Source organism: Streptomyces sp. NPDC042336, assembly GCF_055581985.1.
This window is the reverse complement of the sequence record NZ_JBVJEA010000041.1, coordinates 17,376-41,747: the sequence shown is the minus strand read 5'-3', so window position 1 is coordinate 41,747 and position 24,372 is coordinate 17,376. Positions and strand designations below refer to the sequence as shown.

The following is a 24,372-nucleotide window of genomic DNA, read 5'->3' as shown; positions in this document are numbered from 1 at the left end:
TGAGAGCGACCCGGAGTACGTCCTGCTCGACGGAACCCTGGCGGAGTGCGACCGGGTCGGCGACAGCCGGGCCGACTACTCCGCCAAGCACCGCCCGCACGGAGTGAACCTGCAGCTGGTCACCGACCCGGCCGGCGCACTGCTGTGGATCTCGCCCGCACTGCCGGGCCGCACGCACGACCTGACCGCCGCCCGCACACACCGGATCATCCGGATCTGTGAACGCCAAGGAGTCCCGGTCCTGGCCGACTGCGCCTACATCGGCGCGGGACCGTGGGTGACCACGCCACGGCGTCGCCCGCCCAGAGGCGAGCTGTCCCCGACGCAGCGGACTGTCAACCGAGCGCTGTCCCAGGCCCGCGCAGCGGTCGAGCGCGGGCCGGCACGACTCAAACGGTGGCGGATCTTCCGCAAGGCGCGTTGCAGCCCGAATCGAATGACGTCAATCGCGGCAGACGTCCTCACTCTGGAGCGGCAACGCTGAAAGAGCTCAGTGACACAGGCGCCGCGCCGACTCGACTTCTGCCTGCGGGAACGCCTGCGGCTGGACCCCCGGCGGCTGCGGCGGCGACGTCGGCCATGTCGGCGGCCGGCTCGGATGCTGCGCCGACGGATGCGACCAGAAGCTGCATCATCCGCTCGCCGACAGGCCGGGGAGCGGCCGGGCCGGTCACTGCGCATCCCCTCCGCAGTCGTGGCGGCGCGCACGGTCTTGCCCTCGGAGTCGCGGATGTGGTCCGTCGACGGCACCTGGGAGCGGGGTGTTTACTCCGCTGACAGCACAGACCGACGCCGATGAGGACCTCGGTCCGGTCGGGGCACCACAGAGACTGCTGGCCCGCTGACGGGGCATGGCAACGGCCGTCGGCCGTCCCGGACAGAAGCGGGCTGTCAGGGCTAGTCACGGCCTTGCCCGGGATGCGTCCCGGACAGCCGGGCATGGCGGAATCCATCGTTGTCCTCTGTGTCATGACTGCGGCAAGGTGACCTTCGTGGGGAACCTGGGGGAGCCATCGCCATACGACGCACACGACGCTGCTGGCTTCGTCGAGTCGATGCGGCAGCTCAAGGAGCATTCGGGACGGACGTATCGCGAGCTGGAGGAACAGGCCGCCCGAAACGGTGACGTGCTGGCGCGCAGCACACTGGCCGACATCCTGCGCCGGACGAGTCTGCCCCGCCCCAACGTGCTGACCGTGTTCGTCCGCGCCTGCGGGGACGGGCAACGGGTCGGAGCCTGGCTGGACGCCAGAGACCGGATCGCCGCAGCTATCACTGCCGCACCGGCCGTGACACCGGGCTCCGGGCTCGACACCGCAGTCCAACCGCAGACCGAACACTCCACGGCCTCGCAGCCGCATCGGACCAAAGGCCGCATGCTCGCACTCACGGCCACACTCATGGTCCTGCCACTCGCCTTGGGTGCCTGGGGGCTGCTGGCCGGCAGCTCCGATGATCCGGCCGCCCCTTCCCGGACTCCCGCCGGCGGCTGGGTCACCATCCGCCCCGCCCGCTCGCTCGACCTGTGCCTGACTGAAGGACGCGACCGCCACGGCGCCTACGCCAGCGCCGTCGCCGTCCAGCTCACCTGCGCCCGCGCCACCGTGCCCCGCACCTACCTCGAACCGGCCGGCGGGGATCTGTACCGCATCCAGTGGCACCACCCCCAGGAAGGGAAAGGATGCCTGACGGTCATGAGCACGGGGCCTGCTCGAGCCCCGAAACGACTGCACCCGGGCCACCCTGTTCCACCTGGAGACTCCCGCCGCCGACAACGCCGGGGGGTTCCGGCTTCGCCCGGCCAACAGCAGCCGGTGCATCGGCATCGCCTTCCACGACACCGCTGAGGGAGCCGAGGCGGCCGAAGAACCATGCACCGGCGCGACCGACCAGCGGTTCGTCATCCGACAGGCTGAGTGAGTGGTACGCCACGCTCTTCCTCCGGGGTGTCTCCGACCCGTCGGACCCGTGCGGAGCCGGCCGGCAGGCTGGACCGGGGTACCGCCCTGTGCCTACCGCGGCAGGACCCGCCTCCCTCCGCACAGTGAACTGTGCTGCGAGGCGAGGCAGGTTCGGTTTCCGACGATTCGCAACCCCTCAGCGCTGGCGCGCAGCACGCTGGGAGGGTCCGGCGACCCTCGTGAAGGAGACGTCTGCGGCCGCAACCGCTTGCAGCCGCAGAAAGGACCACCGACGACCTGACCAGGGGGAGAACATGGGCTTCACCGCATAGCACCACGGACGCGGCCAACTGGATGCCACCCAGCCCGACCTCGGGTGCGGCAGGGCGTGGGAGGCCGTCCACCGCGCCCGCCCCGCCTGATGATGGCCGACCCGGAGTGCGCGCCCCCCGTACACGCGAAGGTCTCCCCCGTATACGTCCCGGCACCCCGCCCGCGCCGGTGATCCTGACCGGCCGACGGGCGGGGACGCGGGTACGCCGCGGCGCTCCTGCTCGATCAGTTGACGAGGCCGCAGCCGGTGACCTTGCCGCCGGTCCGGTTGCAGACACGGAACCTGATGTCGCGCACGTCGTTGAACACCAAGTCGTACTGGCCCGTGCTGTCGCGGAGCGACGTCCAGGGGATCTGGCTCCACGCGCCGGAGCGGTAACGGTAGCCGGTGTACTGGAAGACTCCTGGCCCATCGTTCCAGCTGTCACACGTCGCGTAGTACGAGTGCCGCGCCCAGCCGGCGGTGTCGTACTTCACTTTGCCGCCCGCGGAGCCGTCGGCGACATAGTCGTAGTCGCCCTCCATCTCGTTACAGCCCTCGTAACTGGAGCCGAGGATCATGGATGCCGTAACCGCCGATGCCGCATACGGCTGCAGGGCCAGTGTCATGCCAGCCGCTAAGGACGTGACGGCGAGCGCCGCCTTCTTTGCTCCCCACATGGGTTTCTCCCCTCGTAGTGCCGTCTCCCCACCGCGAAGACGGCCGGGCCCTTCGGTTGCCTTCGAACGGTGACCGGCCCGGGAAGCGAAGTACAGAGGAAGCCTGTCCGGGACATGTCCCGGACAGCGGACAGCCTGTCCGGACGGTGCCGGAATCCGCCGCGGCACCACGAATGAGCCCGAGCTGAGGGGGAGTGACGGCCGCGGGCGAAAGTCATCGCGCCCGGGGCCGGGCGCTCTTGCCGGACCCGGTGCAGGGCGGCGGCGTCCGGCTCGGGGAACGCGCGGCGGCTCAGCTCCCGCATCGCGGCGGACTGCCGCTCCACCGCCTCCGCGATCAACGGGTCCACACGAGACGGTCGGGCCGTCTCCTGGTGCTGCGAGCGACTGGCGGTAGCCCTGGGCACCCCGTCTTGGGTTCTCCACCGGCCCTTCGAGCCGGGCGGCAGACACCGGGGGTGAGCTCCGTTGAACGGGGAGCGGGCGAGTCGTCGACCGTCACTCCTCGCAACGGGCCATGGGGTTGGGCCTGCTGGTTATCGTGGGCTGCTTCGCCGCCGGCCTGTACTTCGCCAACGGCCGGACCAAGGTATTCGTCGCCGCCATCGCCGGCGTCGCCGCGGCGCTCTCCGCCTTCCTCAACCGCACCTACCTGCATATGTACGGGCAGACGCTGAGTCAGCTCAACCGCTACTTCGAGCAGCCGGTCCTAACCGGCTACTACCTGACGGCAGAGCGCCTGGCCCAAAACCTGGGCGAGGACCCCGAGAGTGAGATGCGCCGCCGCATCATCGACCGGGTTCTGGAAGCCAGCGCCCAGATGAACAAGGGCGCCTCCGGCGAAGAACCACCGCCACCCGACAAGCGGCGGGCAAAGAAGAGGCACGCCGCAGCGACCGAGTAGGGCCGCATCCAGCTCTGTACGATCGGCAGCGTTGGCGCCGCCAAGGATTCAACAACACCGTTGTGACCGGATTCCGCGGGCCTGCCGACCCCTGCGGCGCGCTCGTACCGGCACCGACGGCCTCAGCACGCCTCGGCGGCCGACGCACGCCTCCAGACGTCAAGAGTGGTACTAGCGAGGCGAGTTGGCTTTTCCGTGGTGGCGGTGGATCGTGAGTACGTTGTCCCGAGGCGAAGGGAAGCAGGGTCATGGCCGCGGAGTTTCGGAGTGACGTTCTGGGGGCCTCCCAGGTGCGGATATTCTCGGTCCACGGAGACGTGGCCGGTGCCGGATTCCTGGTTGCCGCGGACCTGGTGTGCACCTGCGCGCACGTCGTCGAGGAGGCCCTGGCTCTCCCGGCACCTGCGGACCAGGCCCCTGACGGGGCGGTGAATCTCGACTTCCCGCTCCTGTCCGCCCGTCCCTCCGCGCGGGCCAGCGTGGTCTCCTGGCGCCACGGGCGAGCCGATGTCGCGCTGCTGCGGCTTGACCAGCCCGTCGACGGCGCGAGGCCGGTGCGACTCGTCGACGGCGCCGAAGTCTGGGAGCACCCGTTCCGTGCGTTCGGGCACCCGAACGGTGCGGATCACGGAGTCTGGGTGCGGGGCACTCTGCGCGCCGGCATGGCGGCGGGGCTCCTGCAGATGGAGGCGCACCTGCCCGGGCCCCGCGTCACGGAGGGGTTCAGCGGGTCCCCGGTGTGGGACGACGTCCAGGGCGGGGTCGTCGGCATGACCGTGGCCGCGCACCGAGGGGAGAGTACCGCCTATTTACTGCCGTCGGCCGACCTGATCGACGAGCACACCATGCCGGCACATTGCCCATTCCAGGGACTGGAGCCCTTCACCGAGAAACAGTCGCAGTTCTTTCACGGTCGTGGCGCCGACACCACCCGGGTGCTGGAGGCTCTTGACCAAAGGCCGGTGGTACTGGTGGTCGGGCCCTCAGGATGCGGGAAATCCTCCCTGGTGGGGGCCGGAGTGCTGCCTCGGTTACGGGACCAGGGTGCCGGCGTGTCCGAGTTGCGTCCCGTCCCAGGCGCCCGGGCGACCTCCGTTCTCGCTCACGTGCTGACCGATATCCTGGAACCGGGGCTCAGCGAGATCGAACACCTCGTCAGGGCCGACGAACTGGCCTGGCTCCTCGCCGACGGCCCGGATGTCCTCGCGGCGCTGCGGGAACGGATCCTGGCCCGTGGCCCGAGCGCCGGGCACGTGCTCTTCGTGGATCAGTTCGAGGAGTACGCACGCGCCGTGCCCGCCGAGGCTCGCGAGCTGTTCAGCATGCTTTCAGACCTCGTCGGCCGGCGAGGCCCGGCAGCCCTGCGGGTTGTCGCCACGGCGCGTCCCGACTCTCTCGACGCAGTGGTGACGGTCGACACGTCCGACATCGTCAGTGATGCCGTGCAGTTCCTTGCGCCGCTGAGCGACGACGACTTGAAGCGCGCGGTGACTGCTCCCGTCGATGCCGTGCCGGGGCTGTGGTTCGAGCCGGGACTGCCCGAGAGGATCATCGCGGACGCGGGCGACGAACCCGGACGGATGCCGCTGGTCCAGTTCGCCCTGACCGAGTTGTGGCACCAGCGCAGCAATTCGATGCTCACCCATGTCGCCTACGACGCGTTCGGAGGCATTGCAGGGGGCCTGGCCAAGCATGCGGACGGTGTCTACAGCAAGCTGTCGCGCAAACAGCAAGAGCTTGCTCCCCGATTGTTCGCGCAGCTGGCCCGGCCGGGTGACGGCGACGCTTTCGCCCGGAGACCCGTCCGCACCACCGATCTAGCACCCGAACTCCTCGCACTTGTTCGCGAGCTGACGCAATCGGGAAGACTCCTCGTCCTCTCGCACGCCCCGGGGGAATCCGGACAGGAGGAGATCGTCGACCTGGCACACGAAGCACTGACTGAACTCTGGCCGCTCCTTCGGACCTGGCTCGTGGAGTCCCGGGACTTCCGCGCCTGGCAGGAGCAGCTGCGCGCTGACATGGGCCGCTGGCAGACGCGGAAGAGCGATCCCGCGCGCCTGCTCAGCGGCGCGGACCTGGACGAGGCAGACCTCAGACTCGAGGGACACAGCCAGGACGTCTCCGCGGAGGAGCGCACCTACATTCAGTTGAGCCACCGCCACTCCCGGCGCAGGATTCGCGTGCGCAGGGGCGCAGTGGGGGTGCTCGCGGTGCTCACGACGCTCTCCGTCGTCCTGGCGCTCTCCACCTGGCGGGGCTTGCAGCGTGCCGAACAGCAGCTCCGTCTCCAGGCGGCGGGCCTCCTCGCCCAAGCCTCCGAGGCGCGCCCGCCGGACGATCCCGCCACGGCCCTGCAACTCGCGCTGGCCGCCTACAACGCCCGGCCGACCGCCACGACCCGCCAGGTCCTGCTGAACCAGTACGTCCGCGGGCAGCACCTGCTGGCCAGTCACCCGTCGGTCTGGAAGGGGCGTGCGACGGGCATGACGTCCACTCCGGACGGTCGCGTACTGGTGGTCACATCGACGCGAAACAGCGACAACCCCAGGTTCACCGTAGTCACCGACGCCCTGAGCGGCACGCCCCGAGCACAGGAGCTGAGCGGCGTACCCAAAGGACTGGTCCACGACCAGGCTCTTAGCCCCGACGGCCGCTTCTTCGCCGCTACGAGCTCATCCGATGTCGTGCTCCTGTGGCGGCTGGACGGTTCCTTCCGCCCCGAGCCGCTGTCCGTAGTCCACACATCGGCCGGAACGGTGAACAGCACTCTCGATTTCAGCAGCGACAGCAAGCGACTACTGCTGACCGTGAGGCCCTCGGGCAGCTGCGCCCCGCTCCCCAAGTGCCCGCCCGCGTTCGCCGAGGCATGGGAGACCGAGTCGGGTGATCGTATCCGCGTATCGGAGGGGCTCGTCCCCGAGGAAGGGGCGCAGGAGGCGGCTTTCACCTCCGACCCGGATTCCGTCGCGGTCATCAGCTCCCCCGACCTGGGCCACAAGCGCCTCGAGATCAGAGACCTCCGCACCTCCCGGCTGCGATACAGCGCCACCGTCAAGGACAACCTGGACTCGAGCTTCAGACTGGCGGCCGGTGGTGAACTTCTCATCGGCCTGAACGGTGACAACGCGTACGCGCGGCCCCTCGGGACCGCCCCCGGCCGTCGCACCGAACTGCTCGACGTCCGCTGGGGCGCGGACAGCACCCAGCGCTTCCACGTGTCGTCGAACGAATCCTCGAGCGGCACCGACGAGGGACTCTACGACGAGAGAATCCTGACCGACCTCGGTACCGGGCAGACCCACATCGCCCGCATTCCCAGCGCCCGCGACACGGAACTCTCCGACGCGGGCCTCGCGGTGGTGCCCCGCGACGACGGCGGGACGGCGGTCCTGGTACCGCTCGGTACAGCGCTCATGGTCGTGCGTGCCGAGCGCTATGACCGCGAACAGTTCCCCGCCACGCACGGCGACGCGGCCACCAGCATGTCCCCGGACCGGCGCTTCATGGCCATCGCGGACCAGCGCAACCTGCAGGTCGTCGACACGTCCGGCGCCCGGCCGCAGTCCGTGCCACTCCCGTTCATCGACGACGCGCCGTCCTGGACGCTTTCCTGGACCGCAGATTCACGACGGGTCGTGGTATGGAGCAGGGGCGGCAACCTGCTCGCCGCGTACCCGGCAGCAAGCCTCAAGGACAAGGTGCCTCTCGACCGTGCGCTGCCCGGAGCGAAGGCGGCGGAGAAGGAAGAGTACGACCAGGGAGGTGAAGTGGAGGAAGTCGCCGCCCTGGGCGGCAGCCAGGTCGCCCTGCTGACGCTCGACGGACGCCTCGCCCGGGTCGACACAGCCAACGGGGCCCTCCTGACGAGGCCGGTCCCGGCCCACCCCGATCCCGACCGGTCCGGCATGGGCACCCTCGACGACATCTTCACCGAGGGCCGACTCGTCCCCCGGCCGCACCACCCCGGGCAGGTCGTGGCGGTGACCCGGCGCGGCGCCGCGTTCGGCGACATCCTGCTGTGGGACCTTCGCACGCCCAGGCACATCAAGACCCTGACGGGGCTGCCAGTCTCAGCGCCGTTCGTCAGCAGCGACGACCCGTCACCCGGCCCTCTCGCCTTCGACGAGCGCGGTACCCGTCTGGCCGTCCAGACCAGCGGCAAGAAGGTCCGGGTGTGGGACGTCGACCGGGGCAAGCCCCTGCCCGGCAGCGCGACCGGCTCCGCGGACGGGTACATGATCGGCGTCGGTGCCGGGGACCGGGTCCTCACCTACAAGGAAGGCCGGGTGACGATCCACGACCTGAACGACGCCGAGAACTCCACCACGTTGAACGTCCCCGAAGAAGCGGTGGCCTCCGTGAAGGGGAACCGTCTGGAGGTACTCATCGGAGGGGTGAAGGAATCCTTCACCTTGCGGCGCAGGACCTTCGACCTGCGTCCCGAGGCCCAGTTCCGCGCCCTGTGCAAAGTCGCGGCCCGCGACTACACCCCCGCCGAGCGTGAACTGCTGCCGGACGGAACCCCGGAACAGCCCCCCTGCACCTGACCTGGAGGCACGAGAAGATCCTGCGACCGAGTCCGGCAACATCACTGTCCGGTCGGGGTCCTTCCTGCAGAATGATCCACATGACCGATTCACAGGATTTCGCTCTCTCGGACGGAACCACGGTCCACTTCCTGATCCGGCCCGCGGAGCGTCCCACCTCCGACGCCGAGCAGGCACCGGACGGCATCGGCCCACTCGTTCCGGTCTCCAGGCGAGGGCGAGCGGCCGCCGCCGTCGCCGCCGACGCCTTGCGTACCACGCTGCAACCCCTTGGCTCGCTGGTCCAGGACGTGCACGACGCGATCACCACAGGGGCGACCCCGCCCACCGAAGTATCCGTCACCTTCGGCGTCCAGCTCGGGCACGACCTCAAACTCGGCATCGTCAGTGGCAGCGGACAGGCACACCTGACGGTCACCGCCACCTGGAAACCGGAACAGAACCAGGAACCCGGAACCTGAAGCACCAGCGGCAAGCCTCGATCATGCTGACACCGACAAGTCGGAGGCCCATGGCCGCCCTCTCCCCCCAGCGCTCGTGTAACTGAGCCTTTTCAGCGCTGCCGCTCCAGGGTGAGGATGGCGGCGGCGATTGACGAGAGCCGCTTCGGACTGCAGCGGGCATAACGGAAGATCCGTCCGAGGGGCGTACGTCTGACCGGCGTGGTCACCCAGGGGCCGGCTCCCATTCCCAGGAGTGCTCGCCGCGGGCGAGCGGCGCCGCGGAGCATCCGCGGGTACAGGCGCGGGCCGTAACCCGGCCGACACCACCGCACGCCCCGGGATGGCAGAGGCGCCGCCCAGCTACCAGCCGGCCTTCACCGCGTTGTAGGCCGTACGACAGTCGGCGTTGGTGGCGTCCGCGGCCAGCTTCTCCATGGAGTCGCGCCAGACCGTCTTGGCCACCCTCTCCATCTCCCTGGTCTCGGCCGGGACATTGGGGGCGTACTTCTTGATCGTCGCCAGTGCGGACCTCGCGAACTTGTTGCACACGGGTCCGGCGGCGTTCCGGTAGCGGCTGTCCAGGTCGGTCGCGACCGCCTGGCCATTCCGGGTCGCCCAGGTGTTCCAGGCCGCGCACGCCACCTCGGTGAACACTGCCTGGTCGGCCTCGCTCAGCCCCAACACCTGGGCGGTCATGGTGTTCTTGGCCTTGTCCGGGACCGTGAAGTCCACGACGGGGAACTTGTCGAGTGTTTCGAGCAGCGCTTCCTGACACGCGGGCGGCAGCGGAGCGGCCTGTGCCGTGGCGGGGACGGCCGGCGTGGAGACGCAGACCAGGACCGCGGTGAGGACGGCGCGGCGGGCGGTACGCGAGAGAGACATGGGGCGGTGCTCCTTGCACTGGTGAACGGGTCGTTCCGGGCACCGATCCAGCGCCCGACGGCTACTGAACGATCACCGCCTGCCCAGGTCACGGGCGAATCGGCGGGACAGGGGGCGCACACGGAGTCGACGGCCGTCGTGCGACGGACGGAGTCCCCCGAACGGCCCCGGCAGCCGGGCGGTCAGGCGGGGCCCACCCTTTCCGGCGTCGGGCCGGACTCAGCCGGGGGCAGGTGAGCGCCGGGGCCCTCGGTCGCTCCAGCGCCGCGGGACGCCGGAAGCGATGGCTTCCTGTGCCGCAGGAGCGCGTTTCGGGTACGTCGGCGGAAGACCAGGAATCCCGCCGCCGACGCGCCGGTGAGCCAGAGGCACTGGGTCAGGAGCGCCCGGCCGCCCGACGCGTCGGAGAAGGCGGCGGACATGCTGGCCTGAACCGCCCCGTACGTCGGGAGGAAACGCACGACGGCACTGTCGGACCCGGAGCTGGAGAGGGGGTTCTGCAGGGCTACGTCGAGGACGCTGATCATCAGGATGGCGAACATGCCCTCGACCTCGCGCCGGAGCACCGACCCGAAGACCACGCCGAGCGCGCCGTAGGTGAGGGCGGCGCCGAACAGCGCGGCGGTGAGCAGCAGGGGCTGTCGCGGCGTCCAGGCGAACCCGGCGGCGGCGGTGGCGTACACGGAGATCGCGACGCAGACCAGCGTGAGTGCGGACAACTTGGCGAGGACGAGGTGGTACCGGGGGTAGCCCGCCATCGCCAGCCGGCGGTCGAAGGCTCCCCCGGTGAACGTGGCCGCGAACATCATGAACCCTGCGATGAGGGTGACCGCGTTCAGCGCGCCGGTGATCTGAGTGAGGTGGTTGCCGGGCGGGGAGAGCACCTCGCCGGTCGCCCGGAGCCGGAAGGGGGCGGGCTGATCGGGAATGGTCACATAGGCGAGGGCGATCCACACCGGGATGTACACGATCACCAGTAGCATCGCGAACCGGTTGCGGGCGTGTCCGATCAGCGCGTAGCGCGATGCCGTGACGAACAGGGACAGGTGCCGCCTCACGCCGCGGCCTCCGCAGGCCGTTGCTGGACGTGCAGGCGCCCGCCCTCCAGGCGCCAGAGCTGGTCCAGCCGGTCGATGTCGTACGCGAGGTGCGAGACGACCAGCACCGAACGCCCGGCGTCGCGCAGCCTGGTCGCCAGTTCCCAGAAGCGCAGGTAGGTCTCCCAGTCGAAGCCCTGGTAGGGCTCGTCCAGCAGGAGTACGTCCGGGTCGTGCATGAGGGCCAGGGTCAGGTTGAGCTTCTGCCGCGAGCCGCCGCTGAGCCGGCCCGCGCGCTGGTCGAGGTACTCGGTGAAGGCCAGTGTCTCCATCACCTCCTCGGCCCGTTCGAGCCCGGTGAGGCCGAACGCGCTCCGGAAGAAGTCGAGATGCTGGCGGACGGTGAAGGAGTCGTCCAGCACCACGGTCTGCGGACAGTATCCGAACCTGCCGCTGTGGTGCACGGTCCCCCGGTCCGGACGGAGTTCACCGGAGAGGATCTTCAGCAGGGTCGTCTTGCCCGCTCCGTTCTCGCCGACGATCCCGGCCAGGGTGCCGGGCTTCAGCCGGAGGCCGACGCCTCGCAGGACGGCATGCTGCCGGTAGGAATGGTGCACATCGTGGACGTCCATCGCTTCGCTCCGTCGTACCTGGCCTGCGGTCCGCGGAACCGGTCCGCGCGTGCCCAACGAGTCGGCCGGGCGAGGGAAACGGCAGCCGGGAGAGCTGCCTCCTGCGGTGTCAACCTGGCGCCCGCGCGTCACGCGTGCGGCGGGAAGCCTGCCCGAAACCGCCTCGGTCGCAGTGGCGGCGGCTACCGTGACCGGGCTCCCGGAGGGTCGTACCCATCTGACGTGAAAGGCCGGTCAGCCATGCGGAGAACGTGCGTGATCGGAGCCGGCCCGTCCGGCCTGGCCGCGAGCAGGGTCCTCGCCTCGCGCGGCATCCCGTTCGACTGCTTCGAGGCGGGCTCGGGCATCGGCGGCCTCTGGCGCTATGGCAACGACAACGGCATGTCGGGGGTGTACGCGTCGCTGCACGCGAACATCTCCAAGGAGAGCATGTCCTTCTCCTCGCTGCCGATGCCGGATTCCTACCCGGTCTTCCCGCACCACACCCAGGTCCTCGCCTACCTGGAGAGCTACGCGGAGACCTTCGGGCTGCACGGTCACATCGGACTGCGCGCGGAGGTCACCTCCGTGCGCCCTGTGGAGGGCGGCGGCTGGGAGGTCACCCGCCGGAGCCGAGGAGGGGCGGAGGCGGTCACCGATCGGTACACCGAGGTGGTGGTGGCCAACGGGCACCACTGGGACCCGCGTCTTCCGGACCCCGCTGTGCCCGGGGCCGGGGTGTTCGAGGGCTCCGCCGTCCACGCGCACGCCTACCGCTCCCCCGAGCCGTACGCCGGGCAGCGGGTGCTCGTCGTCGGGATGGGCAACTCCGGGTGCGAGATCGCGGCGGAGATCTCCCGTTCGGCGGCGCGGACGTTCCTCTCCGCCCGCACCGTGGCGCACGTGTTCCCGAAGATGCTGCTCGGGCGGCCCGCGGACCACTGGGCGGTGAGCAGGGCGGCCGCTCTGCCCCGCTTCCTCAAGAACCCGGCGATGGCACTCCTGCTGCGGCTGGCCCGTGGGGCCCCCGCGCTCTACGGGCTCCCCGAACCGGTGCGGCGGCCTCTCGCCGCCCACCCCTCCACGTCGGACGAGCTCCTCGTCCAGCTGGCCCGGGGCGCGGTCACCGCGAAGCCCGGCATCCGCTCCTTCGGCAGGGACTCGGCGTCTTTCACGGACGGCAGCCGCGAGGCCGTGGACGCCGTGGTGTACGCCACCGGGTACTCGCTGTCCTTCCCCTTCCTGGACCCCGCCGTCTTCGCCGCGCCGGACGGCCGCACCGAGCTGTATCTGCGCACGGTGCCGCCCCGGCTTCCCGGGCTCTTCTTCATGGGGCTCGCACAACCGGCGGGAGCGGCCTTCCCGTTGCTCGAACCGCAGGCCGAATGGATCGCCGACCTGATCGAAGGGGAGGTCCTTCTGCCGACGCCCGCGGAGATGACCCGGTCGATCGCCCGTGCGCGGGAACGGCACGACAAGGTCTACGCGCCGACCTACCGGCACGGAATCGAGATCGACATCTGCGCCTACCGGCGGGCCCTTCGTCGGGAGCTGCGGGCGGGCAGGCGCCGAGCGCTCCGGGCCGCCGCTCGCCGCCCCGACGCGCCTCGTCCCGCTCCGGTGTCCGACGCGGTGTGACCAGCCCTCCCGTGCCGGTACGGGGGCGGACCGGCCACGTGCGAGCACGGGCGGCAAGGGCCCGCGCCCCGGCCCGCGCCCGCACACCCGCTCATCACCGCTGCACGCTCTCCTCCAGCTCTCGCACGGCCTGTTCCCACAGCTCCGGCAGCAGCTCGCCCAGCGGCAGGGCGCGGTCAGCGACGAAGGACACCTCCGCCCAGTCGCCGAAGAACGACAGCCCCACTCCGCAGAGGTGTCCCGGCACGAGGAGCGGCAGCAGGGCCGTCCCCGTCACCCGGGTCTCCCCCAGGCTCCCCTTTTCGGCGAGCGGCATGGACGTGGCCATGACGTTGGTGACGCGGGGGGACAGCATCCTGCGCAGGTACCACGCGGTGGGACGGTCCGGCATGTAGCGGACCAGGTCCTGAACGGCCTGTCGCCAGGTGTGGCCCCGCAGCTTCCGGGTCACTGCCATGATCTGGTCGAGCCGTCGCAGCGGCGCCTCCTCGTCCGGGGAGCCGTCCGAGCGGCCCGGAGTGGGGCCAACCGGCAGGTCGACCGGAAGGGCGAAGCAGCGGTTGCCCCAGGTCTGCTCCTCGTCGGCCCGCCGCGCGTCGACGGGCAGCACGGCCGTCACCCTGGGCAGTGGCACGCCGGAGCGGGCCGCCCACACCGACAACGCCCCGGCCAGCGCGGCGAGATGGGCGTCGTGGGCCGAGCCACCGCGTCCGGCGCCGATCAGCCGCAGGGTGTCCACGGGGACGCGCCCCCGCCACAGCCGCCGCTCGCCGGTAGGGGCGAAGGCCGTGTCCGGGCGGTGTCCGCGCACGGCGAAGGTGCGCGCCAGGAACCTCGTGGCCAGCGCGGCGGCCGCGCCGAACCGCCGGGGCACGCCGGCCACGCCGCTCCCGCCCGGCAGTGGACGCGCTGATGGCTCCCCGTCGCCCAGCATCGCGCGGAACGTCATGGCGGCGGCCGAGCCGTCCTGGCAGGCGTGGAGGAAGCGGTAGCAGAGGGCGTACGCGTCGGGTTCGTGGCCGTGGATCAGCCAGGCCCCCCAGTAGGCGCCGGGCGCGAACGGGGCGTTGAGCGCGCTGTGCAGGGCTCTGTCCCAGTCGGCGGGTCCGGCGGCCACCACCTCGTACACATGCCGCTCGACGGGGAAGTCCTCGGACGGCTGCCACCCGGGCCGCCTGCCTCCCGTCACCCGGCTGGTGAGCAGCGGCAGTTCACCGAGCCGGAACGCCACGTACGCGCGCAGATCGGCCAGGCTCGGGGGCGGACCGCTGAGATACGCGACGCCGCCCGCGTCCCAGCGGACGTCGGGGCGGCGGCGCTCCAGGTCGAGGAACGCGCGGTCGACCGCGTGGGTGGGATGACGGGGCGGGGGGACGGAACGCTTCGGCCGGCCGGACCCCGTAGAGGGGGCCGCCGGCGCGGTGGGCGGGGCGGACACGGTGGACTGCTCGGAATCGGGCATGCGGGTGCGGGCTCCCGTTCGGGCCGAGGCGGTCTCGATGACCACCGGTGGTGGGACAGAGGTACGGCAGCGCGCGATGGGCGGGGACTCCGGCGGCCGGGCGCCCCGTCCACCCGAGCCGGTCGCGCTGCCGGGACCGGCGGCTCACCAGGATGACCGGCGACCGGGACAGCGTCGGCCGGCTGCGGCGGCCCGTCCCGGCTCCGCGGGCGGGTACCGGACGGTTCAGCGACGGTCGCCGCCCACCCGCTCTCCGCACCTCGCGGCCTCGTTTTCCCGTGCCGCGGCGGGGTCCCGGTACCCGGCGAGCGCGGCCGTGTCCCGGGTCGCGGCCCGCGAGGGCGTCATCCTGGGGTACCGCGACGAGTTCCCCCGAAAGAGCGACCGGACCGAGCGGCGTGCGGCGACGGCACCGACGGTCGAGCGACATCCTCCGTTCGGGTGGCCAGGGCGGATCGATGGGTGTGTTCCGTCCGCCGTCTGCCATTGTGTGGAAGGCGCCGGAGATCACCGGGGTTCGAAGGCCTGGTGAGCGCCGTCCGGGACGGTCGTCGGGAGAGCCGGGGGCAGCGGCAGCACGGATCGGCGGGACGATCCGGACCGTGCGCGGCGCGATCGCCGACGACGACCCGCGCCGCGGGACGGTCGACGGCCGTGCCGCTCGTATCCGCTTCCGGTCCGCCGCACCGCCGGTGCTCCGCCTCCGCACGCCCCGCATGGCAGGGGACCGCCCTTCTCACCGCTCTGGGAGCCACGCTCGTGCACGTCGCACTCACCGGCGCCACCGGATTCCTCGGACTGCGCCTGTTACGTCGTCTGCTCGACACGCACGCGTGGGTGACGGTCCTGGCTCACGCCGGTTCGGGCGACGCGCTGCACCGCATCACCCGTTCCCTCGAACTGACGGGTGCGCCGAGCGCGTTCCTCGCACGACTGCCCAAGCGGCTGAGGGTGGTGGAGACCGATCTGGCGCTGCCCCGGCTGGGCTTGTCCGCACGGGCGTTCCGAGAGCTGGCCGACAGCCTTGGCGCGATCTGGCACAGCGCGGGAAGCATCCATCTGGAAGGGGACCTTCCCGAGCTGCGACGGACCAATGTCGAAGGCACCCGCCACGTCCTGGAACTGGCGGCCGCCGGGCGCGCGGAACCGGTGGTGCGCCATGTGAGCACCGCGTTCGTGGCCGGCGCGCGGCGCACCGGGGTGGCGTACGAGGACGAACTGGACGACGGCGCCGGTTTCGAGAACGCCTACGAACAGTCCAAGTACGAGGCGGAGCTGCTGGTTCACGCCTGGTCCCGCGAGCACGGGCGACCGGCCTTGGTGCTGCGGCCGAGCATCCTCGTCACGGACGTGCCCCCGCACCCGGAGCTGCCTTCGCACCCCCTGCAGGTCGTCGAGCGCATCCTGCGCGACGCGCGACGGGCCACCGCCGCCGCACCACCGACCGCCCCGGGCCCTGCCGCCGGGGCTACGGACGGTCCTTCCCGCGGCGCTCCCGGGTCGCCGGGCCCCGGGACCCGGCCCCGGGTACGGACGGTGGGGCACCCGCACGGGCGGCTGAACCTGCTACCGGTGGAGCACGCGGCCGACGTCATGGTCCGCCTGTCCGAACTGCCGTCCTCACGTGGGGTCGACACGTACCACGTCGTCCATGACCGCGATGTCCCCGTGCCCACCGTCGTCGCCCTGCTGGAACGGCTCGTCCCCCTCTCGATCGACCTGGTCGACGCCAAGCCGGAGGACCCTTCGGCGCTGGAGACCATGATCGATTTCTACCCGGGCATCACGGCCTACCTCACCCACCGGCGGCGGTTCGACGACACCCGGGTGAGGACCCTGCTCGGTCCGGCGGCGGTCTGCGCTCCGGTCGGTCTCGATCGGCTGTGGTCCGGACTGGCCCCGAGGAGCGGGGCGCTCCCCCGGCCCCCGGACACCCCGCCCGCCCCTGCGCCCGCACCGTGCTCCTGAGCTTCCCGTACGTCGCAGACGGCGTACGCCCGACCAGCAGCAACCGTCCCGCCCCGTTGGAGCTTCCGTGTCCGTTCTCGCCGCTCCCCGCGCCCTTGCCGTGCGTCCGCCGGTCTTCTCCCCCCAGGGGATCGCCGACCGTGTCCGGCTGATCCGGGAACCCGTGCACGTCGTCAGCGGCCCGGACGGCCGGGAGCTGGGCCTCGCGACCGGGGCGCCGCCCGCCGGTCCGGTGCTGGGCACGCTGCCGCCGCTGTATCCCGAGTGGCTCGGCGGCCGGACCTTCTGCGAGGCGCACGGCGTCCGCTTCCCCTATGTGGCGGGGGAGATGGCGAACGGCATCGCGACCACCGGCATGGTCGCGGCGATGGCGCGGGCGGAGATGATCGGCTTCTTCGGTGCGGGCGGCCTGCCCCTCCCGGAGGTGGAGCGGGCTGTGCACTCGCTGGCGCAGGAGCTGGGGTCCCGCACGAACTGGGGAGTCAATCTCATCCACTCACCGGCCGAACCGGAGCTGGAGTGGCGGGTCGCGGAGCTTCTGCTGCGCTGCAGCGTCCCCCGGATCTCGGTGTCGGCGTTCATGGAGCTGACCCCTGCGGTCGTACTGTGCTCGGCGCAGGGCCTGCGCCGGGGTGCGGGCGGCAGCGTCGTCCGGCGTACGCGGCTGCTCGCGAAGCTCTCCCGTCCCGAGGTGGCCGAGAGGTTCCTCTCCCCCGCCCCGTCCGCTCTGCTGGACCTTCTTGTCGCGCGTGGCAGCCTGACCCGCGAGGAGGCGGCCCTGGCGGCCCTGGTGCCGGTGGCCGAGGACATCACCGTCGAGGCGGACAGCGGCGGGCACACCGACAACCGGCCGTTGTCGGTCCTGCTGCCGCGGATCGCCGCCCTGCGCGACACGGTCTGCCGGCGGTTCGGGTACCGGCGGCCGGTCCGCCTCGGCGCGGCCGGGGGCCTCGGCACCCCGGACGCGGTGGCCGCCGCCTTCGCTCTCGGCGCGTCCTACGTCGTCACCGGTTCGGTGAACCAGACGGCGGTCGAGGCCGGTCTGTCCGACGAGGCCAAGGCGATGCTGTGCGACGCGGACGTCGCCGATGTCGCCATGGCGCCGTCGGCCGACATGTTCGAGCTGGGCGTGAAGCTGCAAGTGCTGTCGCGGGGCACGATGTTCGCCCGGCGGGCCGGCCGCCTGTACACGGCCTACCGTGACCACGGCTCGCTGGAGGAGATCCCGCCCGCGCTGCGTACCGCCATCGAACGCGACGTGCTGGGCGCCCCGTTCGAGGAGGTCTGGCAGCGCACGCGTGCCTTCTGGGAGGAGCGCGATCCGGCGGAAACCGTCCGTGCGGAGGCCGACCCCCGACACCGCATGGCTCTGGTGTTCCGCTGGTACCTGGGCAGTTCCAGCCGGTGGGCGATCACCGGGGAGAGCGCGCGGCGGGCCGACTACCAGATCTGGTGCGGACCGGCGATGGGCGCGTTCAACCGGTGGGCGGCCGGCACCTTCCTGGCAAAACCGCCCCACCGGTCCGTGACGCAGATCGCCCTCAACCTGCTGGAAGGGGCCGCGACACTCACCCGCGCCCATCAACTGCGCACGTACGGCGTTCCGTTGCCTTCCGAGGCGTTCACCTACACGCCGCGCGAGCTGGCGTGAGCGGCCCCGCCGCGGCACCGTCCGCCGCCGCCCGACCCCGAGGAGAGACCATGTCCGGCTCCACCCCCCGCCAGGTCCCCATCGCCGTGGTCGGCGTCGGGGCACTGGTTCCGGGCGCCACGGACGCAGCCGGCTACTGGCGGGTCGTGACCGGCGGCCGCGACCTGATCACCGAGGTCCCCGCCTCCCGCTGGCGGGTGGAGGACCACTACGATCCGGACCCGGCCGCCCCCGACAAGACGTACGCCCGCCGGGGCGCCTTCCTTCCCGAGGTGGACTTCGACCCGATGGCCTACGGGGTGCCTCCCGCCAATCTGCCGGCCACGGACACCTCCCAGCTGCTCGCCCTCATGGTCGCCGACCAGGTGCTGAGGGACGCCGGCGGGACGTCCGGGATCGACCGGGACCGGACCGGCGTTGTCCTCGGGGCGGCCGCCCTCGAACTGCTGCCGCACATGTACGGGCGTTCCCAGCGCCCCGCGTGGCTGGCGGGGCTGCGGGAGAGCGGGCTGGATGAGGCCGAGGCGCAGGCCGTGTGCGACCGCATCGCCGCCCGCTTCGAGCCGTGGCGCGAGTCGACCTTCCCGGGGCTGCTGGGCAACGTCGTCGCGGGACGGATCGCCAACCGGTTCGATCTGCACGGCGTCAACCACACCACCGACGCCGCCTGTGCCAGCTCGCTGGCCGCCCTGTCGACGGCGGTCGGAGAACTGTCCCTGCGCCGGGCGGACCTGGTCATCAGCGGCGGCGTGGACACCGGGAACGACATCGGCATGTTCCTGTGCTTCTCCAAGACGCCCGCGCTCTCCCCCAGCGGCGACTGCCGCCCGTTCGCGGAGGCGGCGGACGGCACGATGCTCGGTGAGGCGGTCGTGATGTACGCCCTGAAGCGTTTGTCCGACGCAGAGCGCGACGGCGACCGGATCCACGCCGTGATCAGGGGCATCGGCACCTCGTCGGACGGCCGGAGCACAGCGATCTACGCCCCGCTGCCCGAGGGGCAGGAACGGGCCCTGCGACGCGCGTACGAGGAGGCCGGCTACCCGCCGGAGACCGTGGAGCTGGTCGAGGCGCACGGCACCGGCACGAAGGCCGGGGACACCGCGGAACTGGCCGCCCTCAACGCGGTGTTCGGCGCCCCGGGACGTCCCGACGGCCAGTGGTGCGCGATCGGCTCGGTGAAGTCGCAGATCGGGCACACCAAGTGCGCCGCGGGCGCGGCGGGGCTGCTCAAGGCAGTGATGGCCCTCCACCACAAGGTGCTCCCGCCCACAGTCAAGGTCGAACGGCCGAACCCGGCGGCCGCCGCCCCTGACGGCCCGTTCTACGTGAACACGGAGGCCCGGCCGTGGGTGCGGCCGGCCGGTCATCCGCGCCGGGCGGCGGTGTCGAGTTTCGGCTTCGGCGGCAGCAACTTCCACGTCACCCTGGAGGAATACACGCCGCCGACCGTGCCCACCCTCTCATCGGACACGCATACAGACACCCCTGCGCGCCCCGCGCCGAAGAACACGGGCCGCCCCGCCCTGCGCCACCGCACGGCGTCGAGCGAGCTGGTCCTGTTCGCCGCCGCCTCGCCGTCCGCCCTGGAGGAACAACTACCCGAGGACGGGCGGCCGCTGACCGAGCTGGCGAGGGAAAGCCACGCCGCGTTCTCGCCCACCGCCCGGGTGCGGCTGGCCGTCGTTGCCACCGACACCGATGACCTGCGGGGTAAGTACGCGCAGGCGCTCGCGCACATCCGGCGGCGACCCGAGGCGTCGTTCTCGGCCCCTTCCGGAATCCGGTACGCGTACGGAGAGCCCGCGCCCGGCCGCATCGGCTTCCTGTTCCCCGGGCAGGGCTCCCAGTACGTCGGGATGGGGGCCGGGCTCGCGATGCTGGCCCCGGCCGCGCAGGCCGTGTGGGACCGGCTGGGCTCCACCCGCTTCGACGGAAGGCCGCTGCACCGGGCCGTGTTCCCGCCGCCCGCCTTCACCGAGGAGGAGCGCGCCGCCCGAGCGGCCCTGCTGAACGCCACCGAGTGGGCTCAGCCGGCGCTGGCGGTGCACGCGCTGGCGCTGCTGGCGGTGGTGCGGGAACTGGGGCTGCGGCCGGACTGCGTGGCCGGCCACAGTTTCGGCGAACTGGTGGCGCTGCACTGCGCGGGCGCCCTGGACGCGGAGTCGCTGGTCGGGCTGGCGCGTATCCGCGGCGAGCTGATGCGGGAGGCGGCGGCCAGCCCGGGCGCGATGCTGGCGGTGGCGGCGGACCGCGAACGCGTAGCGGAGGTACTGGCCGGCGGTGGCTTCGAAGACATCTGGCCCGCCAACCACAACTCGCCCCGTCAGACGGTGCTCTCAGGTTCGGCGGCGGCGGTCGAAAGGGCGCGGAGCGCCTTCTCGGCCGCGGGGATCACCTCCCGCGGACTGTCCGCGTCGACCGCCTTCCACAGCCCGCTGGTCGCCCCGGCTGTCGAGCCGCTCGCCGCCCACCTGCGCACGGTGACGTTCTCGGAACCCCGGATCGAGGTCTACGGCAACACGGACGCGGCGCCCTACCCCTCCTGCCCGGACGCGGTGCGCCGCCGGGTCGCCGGTCATCTCGCCTCGCCGGTCCTCTTCCAGGACCAGATCGAGGCGATGTACGCGGCGGGGGTGCGGACCTTCGTGGAGGTCGGCGCGGGCGCCACGCTCACGGGCCTGGTCGGGCAGATCCTCGGCGACCGTGAGCACGCGGCCGTGCCCCTCGACCGGCCGGCCGGGGCGGGTGCCGACACCTTCCACGCCGCGCTCGGTGAACTCGCCGTACGGGGCGTTCCCCTCGACCTCGTCCCCCTCTGGACCCCCTACGCATCGCCCGGAACACCAGCGAAGGAGCGCGAGCCCCGAATGACCGTGAAGATCAGTGGAGCCAACTACGGTCAGCTCCCGCCCTCCGGAACCCCGCACGTCGAACCGACGCACGCCCCGGAATACGGGCCGCGCCCCGACGCCGTACCGGCTGTCGCCGCCCCCGCACCGGCGGTCGCTCTGCCCTCACAGCCCCCCGGCGACGTGCCACTGCCACCGGTATACGTGCCGGATGCCGCGTCCTCGCAGCAGGAGTTCGGGCCGTCGCACCCTGCCCAGGCGCCGGCTGACGCCCGCCCGGTCATCAGCGACGATCGGCAGCTCACCGTCGAGAACATCCACCGGCAGACCGCCGAGACCCACCTCGCCTGTCAACGTCTGCTGACGGACAGCCATATGGCCTTCCTGAGGATGACCGAGACGACCCTGGCCGCGCTGCTCGGTGCGCCGGTCCCGGGTGCGGTCCCGGCCGTGACCGCGCCCGTTCCGCTGCCGCTCCCCCGCTCCGGCGGCCCGCTCGACGTACCGGCCGCCGTGGCGCCCCCGGTGGCGGCGCCGGCTCCCGCGGCGGTCGTCGGGGCCGCGACGCCGTATCCCGTGCCGGAGGCGAGCGCCCCTCCGGTGCGCGACGCGGTGCGCCCCTCGGTGTCGGAGCCGGCACCGCCGACCGAGGCACCGGCACGGGACGCGTCGGCGCCGGACCGGTCGATGTCGGAGCCTGCTTACTCGGAGCTGTCTTCCTCCAAGCTGTCTTCCTCCGAGCTGTCTTCCTCCAAGCTGGAGGAGTTGCTCCTGTCGGTGGTGGCCGACCTCACCGGCTATCCGACCGCCATGCTGCACGTGGACATGGATCTGGAGGCGGACCTGGGCGTCGACTCCATCAAGCGTGTCGAGATTCTGTCGGCCGTGCGCCGCCGGGTGGGCGACGTGGCGGTCGGGGACGCCGGTCGGCTCGGCAAGCTCCGTACCCTGCGCGAGATCACGGCGGCGCTCGCCTCCGGCGCCCGGGCCGCCGGGTCCGCGCCGGAGCCGGACATCCCTGGCGTGCCCGCGCCCCGCGCGGACGCGTTCGAGCCCTCCCCGGCAAAGACTCGCGAGGCCGCCCCGTTCTCCACGACCGTCGATGTCCCGGCCGTACGCGGCGACGGATCCGGGCGGTCCGCCGATGACGCGGGGGCGGACGGGTGGACGCCCTTGACCCGGCTGGTGCCGCGCATGGTGGAGTCCCCGCCGTCCGGGCTGGCCACGGCGGGGCTGCTGGACGGGCCTGTCGTGGTGAGCGGCGAGGACGTGACGGGGTGCCCGGTCGTCGGCCTCGTGGCCCGGAAGCTGGCGGAGCGCGGTGTGGACGCCACCGCTGTGGCGGAGGTACCCGAAGGGGCGCGCGGCGTCATCCACCTCGGCGGCCTGTCCGCGAGCGGCACACCGGACGAGGCCCGGGAGGTCCACCGCTCGGCGCTCCGCGCGGCGCGCGCGCTGGCACCGCGGGCGGCCGGGGGCGGCGGCCTGTTCGTCACCGTCCAGGACACCGGCGGCGACTTCGGGCTCGGCGGACACGCGCCCGGCCGTGCGTGGCTGGGCGGGACGGCCGGACTGGCGAGGACCGCCGCGAAGGAGTGGCCGGACGTCCAGGTGAGGGTGCTCGACTGCGAGCGGGGCGGGCGGGATGACGAAGAGGTCGCCGACGCGATCGTGTGCGAACTGCTCGAAGGCGGAGCCGACACGGAGGTCGGCCTTCGTGCGGACGGCACCCGCGCCCTGCTGCGGATGGTGCCAGGCCCGCTCACACCCGGCGGCGCCCCGCGCATCGGCGAGAACTCCGTGATCGTGGCCACCGGCGGTGCCCGCGGGGTGACCGCCGCCGCGCTGCTCGACCTGGCCAGGACCCACCGGCCGCGGATCGTCCTGCTCGGACGGACGGAGGCTGCCGCCGAGCCCGCCGGCCTGGCATCGGCCACCGACGAACGGGCCCTCACCCGACTGCTCGCGGAGCGGGCCGGCGATGCGGAGGGGTCCTCGCCCGCCCGGATCGCGGAGGAGGCCCGGAGGATTCTCGCCGCCCGCGAAGTACGGGCGACGCTGGCCGGGTTGGAGGCCGCCGGTTCGCCTGCCCGGTACGTCAGGGTGGATGTCCGGGACGCCGACGCCCTCACCGCGGCGCTGCGCGAGGTGCGCGCGACGTGGGGGCCGGTGACCGGCATCGTGCACGGGGCGGGCGTGCTCGCCGACAAGCGGATCGCGGACAAGACCGACGAGCAGGCCGAGCCGGTCATGGCCACGAAGGTGGACAGTCTGCGGGCGCTGCTGACGGCAACGGCGGACGATCCCCTGGACACGATTCTGCTGTTCTCCTCGGTGGCCGCCGTGTTCGGCAACGCGGGCCAGAGCGACTACGCCATGGCCAACGAGGTCCTCCAGCAGGTCGCGTCGGCCGAGCAGGCTCGCCGCCCCGACTGCCTGGTGCGCTGCGTGGCCTGGGGCCCCTGGCAGGGCGGCATGGTCACCCCGGCCCTGGCCGCGCACTTCGGCCGGGCCGGGGTGCCGCTCATCCCCCCGGCCCAGGGGGCCGCGGCCTGCACCGCCGAACTGGACGGTGCGGCCGGCGAGGCCCGTGTCGTGCTGACGGCGGGCGACGGGCCGGCCGCCGCGGACGAGCGGTTGCGCGCACAGGTGCTGGTCAGCTCGGACACCCTGCCGCAGCTGGCCGACCACGCGCCCGCCGGTGTCCCGGTGCTGCCCGTGGCGCTGGTCCTGAACTGGTTCGCGGGCGCCGCGGCGGCCTGGCTGCCGACCGAGGGGCCGCTGGTCCTGCGTGATCTGCGGGTGTACCGGAAGTACGACCTGCCGGAGCTGGAAGGCGTGGGCCACCGGCTCACCGTGCTCGGCAGCCGGGGCGCGCCCGGCTCCCCGGCCGGGCTGGAGGCGGAGTTGCGGGGCGAGGAGGGCCCGGCGCACTTCCGTGCCGTCGTGGACACCGGCGACGGTGCGCCCGACCGGTCCTCCTGGGACACCCCGGCGGACCTGAAGCCGCTCGACGTGGCCGCGCCGTACCACGGGGGCGTCCTCTTCCACGGCCCCCGGTTCCACGCCCTGCGCGAAGTGCGCGGTGTGTCGGAGCACGGGGCGGAGGCGACGGTCGCGGGCCTGCGGTCCCTGGGCTGGCCGGGCGGGCACGGTCCGCTGGATCCGGCCGCTGTGGACGGCGCGCTGCAACTCGCGCTGCTCTGGGGCGAGAAGGTGCTCGGGACGGCGACCCTGCCGATGGCCGTCGCGGAGTGCAGGGTGTACCGGCGGGGCCCGGTGGACGACGCCGTGCGCTGTGTGGTGCGGGGACGCAAGGCCCACGACACCGGGGCACGCTGCGACGCCGCGCTGATCGGACCCGGCGGATCCGTCCTGCTGGAGCTGACCGGCGTCGAACTCGTCAGCCGCCCCTCCTGACCGGGCACTCTCCCTCCTGTCCGAACCCGCCCTCTCCACCCCGCCGTGAAGTGAGACCCG

The 24,372-nt window shown here is 72.2% G+C and carries 14 protein-coding genes and 1 pseudogene; 9 read left to right on the top strand and 6 right to left on the bottom strand.

Annotated features, from left to right (window positions below; genetic code table 11):
* Positions 1–484, top strand: a 484-nt coding sequence (locus ACZ6IM_RS39885; RefSeq protein ID WP_469563964.1) for an HARBI1 family protein, incomplete at its 5' end; no start/stop codon positions are given.
* Positions 485–992: 508 nt separating this feature from the next.
* Entirely contained in the window at positions 993–1,847 is an 855-nt protein-coding gene (locus ACZ6IM_RS39880) for an XRE family transcriptional regulator (protein ID WP_469563962.1), read from the top strand.
* Positions 1,848–2,459: 612 nt separating this feature from the next.
* On the opposite strand, the gene ACZ6IM_RS39875 is transcribed toward ACZ6IM_RS39880, so the two are convergent.
* Positions 2,460–2,894, bottom strand: coding sequence for a hypothetical protein (locus ACZ6IM_RS39875; protein ID WP_469563960.1), 435 nt, complete (start codon positions 2,892–2,894; stop codon positions 2,460–2,462).
* Between the two features lie 517 nt (positions 2,895–3,411).
* On the opposite strand from ACZ6IM_RS39875, the gene ACZ6IM_RS39870 reads away from it, so the two are divergent.
* The 3 genes from ACZ6IM_RS39870 (at position 3,412) to ACZ6IM_RS39860 (ending at position 8,809) form a co-directional block, all read left to right on the top strand.
* Positions 3,412–3,798, top strand: a complete 387-nt coding sequence (locus ACZ6IM_RS39870) for a hypothetical protein (RefSeq protein ID WP_469563958.1) — start codon at positions 3,412–3,414, stop codon at positions 3,796–3,798.
* Between the two features lie 248 nt (positions 3,799–4,046).
* Entirely contained in the window at positions 4,047–8,348 is a 4,302-nt protein-coding gene (locus tag ACZ6IM_RS39865; protein ID WP_469563955.1) for an nSTAND1 domain-containing NTPase, read from the top strand.
* An 80-nt stretch (positions 8,349–8,428) separates the two neighbouring features.
* On the top strand, positions 8,429–8,809 hold the full coding sequence (locus tag ACZ6IM_RS39860) for a CU044_2847 family protein (RefSeq protein ID WP_469563953.1): 381 nt from the start codon (positions 8,429–8,431) through the stop codon (positions 8,807–8,809).
* A gap of 92 nt (positions 8,810–8,901) precedes the next feature.
* On the opposite strand, the pseudogene ACZ6IM_RS39855 reads toward ACZ6IM_RS39860, so the two are convergent.
* The 4 genes and pseudogenes from ACZ6IM_RS39855 to ACZ6IM_RS39840 all read right to left on the bottom strand — a co-directional run.
* Positions 8,902–9,033, bottom strand: a pseudogene (locus tag ACZ6IM_RS39855) (IS5/IS1182 family transposase); the annotation flags it as partial.
* Positions 9,034–9,151: 118 nt separating this feature from the next.
* Positions 9,152–9,673, bottom strand: a complete 522-nt coding sequence (locus ACZ6IM_RS39850; protein WP_469563950.1) for a hypothetical protein — start codon at positions 9,671–9,673, stop codon at positions 9,152–9,154.
* Positions 9,674–9,855: 182 nt separating this feature from the next.
* Positions 9,856–10,731, bottom strand: coding sequence for an ABC transporter permease (locus ACZ6IM_RS39845; RefSeq protein WP_469563947.1), 876 nt, complete (start codon positions 10,729–10,731; stop codon positions 9,856–9,858).
* Entirely contained in the window at positions 10,728–11,342 is a 615-nt protein-coding gene (locus ACZ6IM_RS39840) for an ABC transporter ATP-binding protein (protein WP_469563945.1), read from the bottom strand. Before ACZ6IM_RS39840 ends, ACZ6IM_RS39845 begins: the two co-directional genes overlap by 4 nt.
* A gap of 255 nt (positions 11,343–11,597) precedes the next feature.
* On the opposite strand from ACZ6IM_RS39840, the gene ACZ6IM_RS39835 reads away from it, so the two are divergent.
* Positions 11,598–12,959 carry a flavin-containing monooxygenase gene (locus ACZ6IM_RS39835; RefSeq protein ID WP_469563942.1) on the top strand — a complete coding sequence of 454 codons (1,362 nt, stop codon included), beginning with the start codon at positions 11,598–11,600 and terminating at the stop codon, positions 12,957–12,959.
* A 94-nt stretch (positions 12,960–13,053) separates the two neighbouring features.
* On the opposite strand, the gene ACZ6IM_RS39830 is transcribed toward ACZ6IM_RS39835, so the two are convergent.
* Complete coding sequence (locus ACZ6IM_RS39830) at positions 13,054–14,397, bottom strand: hypothetical protein (protein ID WP_469563968.1); 1,344 nt, start codon at positions 14,395–14,397, stop codon at positions 13,054–13,056.
* Positions 14,398–15,180: 783 nt separating this feature from the next.
* Here ACZ6IM_RS39830 and ACZ6IM_RS39825 point away from each other — a divergent pair.
* The 3 genes from ACZ6IM_RS39825 (at position 15,181) to ACZ6IM_RS39815 (ending at position 24,312) form a co-directional block, all read left to right on the top strand.
* Positions 15,181–16,389: an SDR family oxidoreductase gene (locus ACZ6IM_RS39825; RefSeq protein WP_469563939.1), complete on the top strand. Its 1,209-nt coding sequence runs from the start codon at positions 15,181–15,183 to the stop codon at positions 16,387–16,389.
* A 67-nt stretch (positions 16,390–16,456) separates the two neighbouring features.
* On the top strand, positions 16,457–18,040 hold the full coding sequence (locus ACZ6IM_RS39820) for a PfaD family polyunsaturated fatty acid/polyketide biosynthesis protein (RefSeq protein WP_332057072.1): 1,584 nt from the start codon (positions 16,457–16,459) through the stop codon (positions 18,038–18,040).
* 50 nt (positions 18,041–18,090) lie between these two features.
* Positions 18,091–24,312 (top strand): SDR family NAD(P)-dependent oxidoreductase, encoded by a 6,222-nt coding sequence (locus ACZ6IM_RS39815; RefSeq protein ID WP_469563935.1) that lies wholly within the window; start codon positions 18,091–18,093, stop codon positions 24,310–24,312.
* The last annotated feature ends 60 nt before the right edge of the window (positions 24,313–24,372 follow it).

Coding starts and splice junctions, on each gene's coding strand:
- ACZ6IM_RS39875 (WP_469563960.1), bottom strand. CDS start 2,894: ATGTGGGGAGCAAAGAAGGCGGCGCTCGCCGTCACGTCCTTAGCGGCT.
- ACZ6IM_RS39870 (WP_469563958.1), top strand. CDS start 3,412: ATGGGGTTGGGCCTGCTGGTTATCGTGGGCTGCTTCGCCGCCGGCCTG.
- ACZ6IM_RS39865 (WP_469563955.1), top strand. CDS start 4,047: ATGGCCGCGGAGTTTCGGAGTGACGTTCTGGGGGCCTCCCAGGTGCGG.
- ACZ6IM_RS39860 (WP_469563953.1), top strand. CDS start 8,429: ATGACCGATTCACAGGATTTCGCTCTCTCGGACGGAACCACGGTCCAC.
- ACZ6IM_RS39850 (WP_469563950.1), bottom strand. CDS start 9,673: ATGTCTCTCTCGCGTACCGCCCGCCGCGCCGTCCTCACCGCGGTCCTG.
- ACZ6IM_RS39840 (WP_469563945.1), bottom strand. CDS start 11,342: ATGGACGTCCACGATGTGCACCATTCCTACCGGCAGCATGCCGTCCTG.
- ACZ6IM_RS39815 (WP_469563935.1), top strand. CDS start 18,091: ATGTCCGGCTCCACCCCCCGCCAGGTCCCCATCGCCGTGGTCGGCGTC.